Source organism: Dokdonella sp., from assembly GCF_051958935.1.
Classification (GTDB): Bacteria; Pseudomonadota; Gammaproteobacteria; order Xanthomonadales; family Rhodanobacteraceae; genus Dokdonella_A.
This window is the reverse complement of the sequence record NZ_JBQCFP010000167.1, coordinates 1-4,641: the sequence shown is the minus strand read 5'-3', so window position 1 is coordinate 4,641 and position 4,641 is coordinate 1. Positions and strand designations below refer to the sequence as shown.

Annotated in this window: 5 protein-coding genes; 2 read left to right on the top strand and 3 right to left on the bottom strand. The window is 70.6% G+C overall.

Annotated features, from left to right (window positions below):
• Nucleotides 1-272: 272 nt before the first annotated feature.
• The 3 genes from ACTHK2_RS15760 to ACTHK2_RS15750 are packed head-to-tail and all read right to left on the bottom strand — an operon-like array spanning nt 273 to nt 2,160.
• A complete protein-coding gene (locus ACTHK2_RS15760; protein ID WP_440246672.1) occupies nt 273-1,196 on the bottom strand; it encodes a DMT family transporter in 924 nt (307 codons plus the stop codon).
• Nucleotides 1,196-1,858 (bottom strand): glutathione S-transferase family protein, encoded by a 663-nt coding sequence (locus ACTHK2_RS15755; protein ID WP_440246671.1) that lies wholly within the window; start codon nt 1,856-1,858, stop codon nt 1,196-1,198. Before ACTHK2_RS15755 ends, ACTHK2_RS15760 begins: the two co-directional genes overlap by 1 nt.
• A gap of 38 nt (nt 1,859-1,896) precedes the next feature.
• Nucleotides 1,897-2,160, bottom strand: coding sequence for a putative signal transducing protein (locus ACTHK2_RS15750; RefSeq protein WP_440246670.1), 264 nt, complete (start codon nt 2,158-2,160; stop codon nt 1,897-1,899).
• Between the two features lie 184 nt (nt 2,161-2,344).
• Between ACTHK2_RS15750 and ACTHK2_RS15745 the strand changes: the two genes are divergently transcribed.
• Both ACTHK2_RS15745 and ACTHK2_RS15740 read left to right on the top strand, forming a co-directional pair.
• A complete protein-coding gene (locus tag ACTHK2_RS15745) occupies nt 2,345-2,659 on the top strand; it encodes a DUF3253 domain-containing protein (protein ID WP_440246669.1) in 315 nt (104 codons plus the stop codon).
• A 126-nt stretch (nt 2,660-2,785) separates the two neighbouring features.
• Nucleotides 2,786-4,519 carry a glutamine--tRNA ligase/YqeY domain fusion protein gene (locus ACTHK2_RS15740; protein WP_440246668.1) on the top strand — a complete coding sequence of 578 codons (1,734 nt, stop codon included), beginning with the start codon at nt 2,786-2,788 and terminating at the stop codon, nt 4,517-4,519.
• Nucleotides 4,520-4,641: the final 122 nt, after the last annotated feature.

Genomic DNA, 4,641 nt, shown 5'->3' with positions numbered 1-4,641 from the left:
GGTAACCGTGTAGGGCGGGTCGAGCCGCGAAGCGGCGAGTCCCGCCACGCCACGCCGCGGTGTGCGAACGCACCGCGTGGTTGCGGCGGCACGCGCGCCGCGCGTACCGCCCAAAGCGATCATGGTGGCATAGGTACGTGTCACGCGATCATGCGGGCATCGGTAACCGTGTAGGGCGGGTCGAGCCGCGAAGCGGCGAGTCCCGCCACGCCACGCCGCGGTGTGCGAACGCACCGCGTGAATGCGGCGGCACGCGCCATGCGCGTACTGCCCTACGGTTCCGCGGCGCCTGGTGCGGCCGCCGCGCGCGCCGCGGGTCGGTACGAGCCGATGAAGATGCCGAGCAGGGACAGCGCGACGCCGATCCAGTCGAGCGTGCGCGTCGGGCGCGCGAACAGCAGCACGTCGAGGATGAAGCTGAGCGCGGGCTGCAGCAGGAGCAGCAGGCCGATCGTCGAAGCCGGCAATTGCGGCATCGCGCGCGTGAGCAGCACCCAGCCGAACACCTGGCCGAAGAACGCGAGGCCGACCAAAGCGGACCAGCTCTGCGCGTCGGGTATCACGAACGATTCGCCCTCGACCCCTGCGACCGCGCCGAGCACGACCGCGCTCAGCAGCGAACTGACGCAAAGCAGTTGCGCCGGGGCGAGCGTCACGTGCCCGGCGCGCTGCGCATGCCGCGTCGAAAGCATGTAGATCGCGTACGCGACGCCGGTGACGGTACCGAGCCCGACGCCGAGGCGGTACTGCGCGCCGACCGCGGACCAGTCGAGTCCGACCAGCGGGTACAGGCCGACGAATGCGAGCACGATGCCGGCGAGGAAATGCCAAGCGAGGCGTTCGCGGTAGATGAGCCACCCCGCGAGCGCCATCAGGAACACCTGGAAGTTGCCGAGCAGGGTCGCGAGCCCGGGGCCGACGTAGAGGATGCTCCGATGCCACATGACGAGATCGACCGCAAACGCCGCGCCCGGCACGAGCAGCCAGCCGACCTCGGCGAGGCGCAGCCGCCGCCATTGGCCGAGCGCGATGAGGCCGCCGAGCAGCATGAGACCGCCGAACCCCATGCGGTAGAAGCCCGACACCGTCGGACCGACGTGCGCCACTTTGACGAACAGGCTCGTCGTGCTGATCGCGATCGCGCCGACGATCATCTGCAGCAGCGCGCGACGCGGCAGTTCGTGGGTGCCCTGCATCAGGCGACCGCCTCGGTCGCCACGAGCACTTCGGTCTCGGCTGCACCGTCGCGCAGCCACTCCTGCATCGCCGGCAACGCGAGCAGCGCGTCGACCCATGGCTGCAGGTCGGAGGTGATCGCGACGCCGTAGGTGACGAAACGCAGCACGACCGGCGCATACATCGCATCGGCGATCGAGAAGCCGCCGAACAGGAACGGGCCGCCCGCGCCGAAGCGCGCGCGGCAGTCGCGCCAGATCGCGAGTACGCGCTCGATCTCGGCACGCACGTCCTCGCCGTAGGCGAAGTCGGCGACACGCCGCCGCGCATTCATCGGCATGCGCGTGCGCAGTGCGCGGAAACCCGAGTGCATCTCGGCCGCGACCGAGCGCGCGACCGCGCGTGCCGCAGCGTCGCGCGGCCAGCCGGCGCCGCCGAGGAATGTCTCGTTCACGTACTCGCAGATCGCGATCGAATCCCACACGGTGAGGCCGCCGTGGCGCAGCGCGGGCACGCTGCGATTGGGCGACCAGTCGCCGATCTCGCGCGCGAATTCGGGCGTATCGAGCAGCAGCCGATGCTCGTCGAACGCGACGCCGTGATGGCGCAGCAGCAGCCATGGCCTCAGCGACCAGGACGAATAGTTCTTGTTGCCGATGATCAGCAGCGGCCGGGTGGACATGCAGGTGTTGTTCCGGAAAGCAGGAGTGGAAACGGCGCTCAGGCCGGGAGTGCCCCGCCGGCGAGGCCGTCGTTCTGCGCGCGTTCTTCGCGCAAGGCGAGGTCGATGCGGCCGGCGATCGGCGCGGCGCGTTCGACGTCGTGGTCGGCGACCATGACCGCGACGAGGTTCCAGAAGGGGAGTTCGCCGACGGCGCCGGTGAGGTACTCGCCGCTGACGAAGGCGGCGATGCCCTCGAGTTCGAGCGCGCCCTTGACGAGGTTCGCGTCGATGATGTTCTCGGCCCGATAGACGATCTTCATTCGCGTCCCGTGGAACCGCCGCCCGGCCGCGCGGCGTGAAGGCCGGATCGCCGCGATGGTGAACTTGCGTAGCGCTGGTGCAGCGCGCCACGTGCCGTCGCGGCCATGTGGCTATTATGCCGGCCATTGCCGCCGGCCCGCGACCCCGATGACCCGAGGGCGTGCAGCCGGCGCAGAGCACGGGATGAACCTGCCGTTCCACGACGACCTGCTGGCCGAGCGCATCCGCGACTGCCTCATGGAGCTGCTCCACGAGCGGGGGCCGGGCCGCAGCATCTGCCCGAGCGAGGCGGCCCACCTGCTCGGCACGCGCATGGGCTGGCGCTGGCAGGACCTCATGCGCCCGGTGCGCACGGTCGCGGTGGCCCTGGTCGAGCGCGGCCTGATCGAGGCGACCCAGCACGAAAGCGTGGTCGACATCCGCGACGTGCGCGGCCCGGTGCGCCTGCGCCTGCGCACCCTGCCCGGCGTGCGCAGCGTCAGCCTGGCCGAGGCCTGATCGGCCCGCGGTCCCGCTGGCCACGGCGCAGATCGCCCTCGAAACGTGGCAAACGCAGGCTCGCGACACCCTGCTAGACTGGTGGTTTACCTTCGACCGGACGCCGCGCAGCCGCGGCGCTGACGCATGACCGACGCCACCACCGCCGCGCCCGCCGCGGGCAATTTCATCCGCCAGATCGTCGTCGCCGACCGCGCGGTCGGCAAACACGGCGGCCGCGTGAAGACGCGCTTCCCGCCCGAGCCGAACGGCTACCTGCACCTCGGCCACGCCAAGTCGATCTGCCTCAACTTCGGCATCGCCGCCGATTTCGCCGGGCGCTGCAACCTGCGCTTCGATGACACCAATCCGACCAAGGAGGACGTCGAGTACGTCGATGCGATCCAGGCCGACGTGCACTGGCTCGGCTTCGAGTGGGACGCGCTGCACCACGCGTCGGACTACTTCGAGATCCTCTACCTCTGCGCCGAAAAGCTCATCCGTGACGGCAAGGCGTTCGTCTGCGACCTCAGCGCGGAGGAAGTGCGCGAATACCGCGGCACGCTGACCGAGCCCGGCCGCAACTCGCCGTGGCGCGATCGCAGCGTCGAGGAAAACCTCGACCTGTTCCGCCGCATGCGCGCGGGCGAGTTCGCCGACGGCGCGCGCACGCTGCGTGCGAAGATCGACATGGCGTCGGGCAACATCAACCTGCGCGACCCGGCGCTCTACCGCATCCGCAAGGTCAGCCATCAGAACACCGGCGACGCCTGGCCGATCTACCCGATGTACGACTACGCGCACTGCGTGTCGGACGCGGTCGAAGGCATCACCCATTCGCTCTGCACGCTCGAGTTCGAAGACCATCGCCCGCTCTACGACTGGTGCCTCGACCAGCTCGACCTGCCGTCGATGCCGGAAATCGTCGAGCCGATGCGCCGCGCCGGCCTCGCCGGCCCGCCGAGCCGGCCGCAGCAGATCGAATTCGCGCGCGGCAACCTCGACTACACCGTGATGAGCAAGCGCAAGCTCATGGCGCTCGTCGCCGACGGCCTCGTCGACAGCTGGGACGATCCGCGCATGCCGACGCTCGCGGGCCTGCGCCGCCGCGGCTTTCCGCCCGCGGCGATCCGCGCGTTCTGGGAGCGCGCCGGCGTGACCAAGCAGAACTCGGTGATCGAGTTCAGCGTGCTCGAAGGTTGCGTGCGCGAAGTGCTCGATGCGGGCGCGCCGCGCCGCATGGCCGTGCTCGACCCGCTCAAGCTCGTGATCACCAACCTCGACGCCGCGCACGAGGAGACGATCGAGTTCGCCAACCACCCGAAGAACCCCGACTTCGGCCTGCGCCGCGTGCCGTTCTCGCGCGAGCTCTGGATCGAGCGCGACGACTTCTTCGAGGTGCCGCCGAAGGGGTTCCACCGCCTCGTGCCGGGCGGCGAAGTGCGCCTGCGCGGCGTCGGCATCGTGCGCTGCACCGATGTCCTCAAGGACGCCGACGGCCGCGTGAGCGAGGTCCACTGTACGCTCGACACCGACACGCGCACGGGCATGCCGGGCGCCGACCGCAAGGTCAAGGGCACGATCCACTGGGTCAGCGCCAGGCATGCGGTCGCCGCGGAAGTACGCCTGTACGAGCGCCTGTTCACGGTTGCCGACCCCGACGACACGAGCGACGGCAAGACCTACGCCGACCACATCAACCGCGATTCCAAGCGCGTCGTGCAGGCATGGGTCGAACCCGCCGCCGCGGGCGCGCAGCGCGAGCACGCGCTGCAGTTCGAGCGGCTCGGCTATTTCGTCGCCGACCTCGCCGACCACACCGGCGCGACGCCGGTGTTCAACCGCACGGTGACCCTGCGCGATTCGTTCGCCAAGGGCTGAGGCGGTGGGGGCGCGCCGCGCGCGCGGGGGCGGGGGCGGGGCCCGGCGCGCACGCGGGGGGGGGGGGGCGGCGGGGCGGCGGGGGGTGTAAAAGCCCGCCGCCCCGCGGAGCGGGGGGGGGG

Coding starts and splice junctions, on each gene's coding strand:
- ACTHK2_RS15760 (WP_440246672.1), bottom strand. CDS start 1,196: ATGCAGGGCACCCACGAACTGCCGCGTCGCGCGCTGCTGCAGATGATC.
- ACTHK2_RS15755 (WP_440246671.1), bottom strand. CDS start 1,858: ATGTCCACCCGGCCGCTGCTGATCATCGGCAACAAGAACTATTCGTCC.
- ACTHK2_RS15750 (WP_440246670.1), bottom strand. CDS start 2,160: ATGAAGATCGTCTATCGGGCCGAGAACATCATCGACGCGAACCTCGTC.
- ACTHK2_RS15745 (WP_440246669.1), top strand. CDS start 2,345: ATGAACCTGCCGTTCCACGACGACCTGCTGGCCGAGCGCATCCGCGAC.
- ACTHK2_RS15740 (WP_440246668.1), top strand. CDS start 2,786: ATGACCGACGCCACCACCGCCGCGCCCGCCGCGGGCAATTTCATCCGC.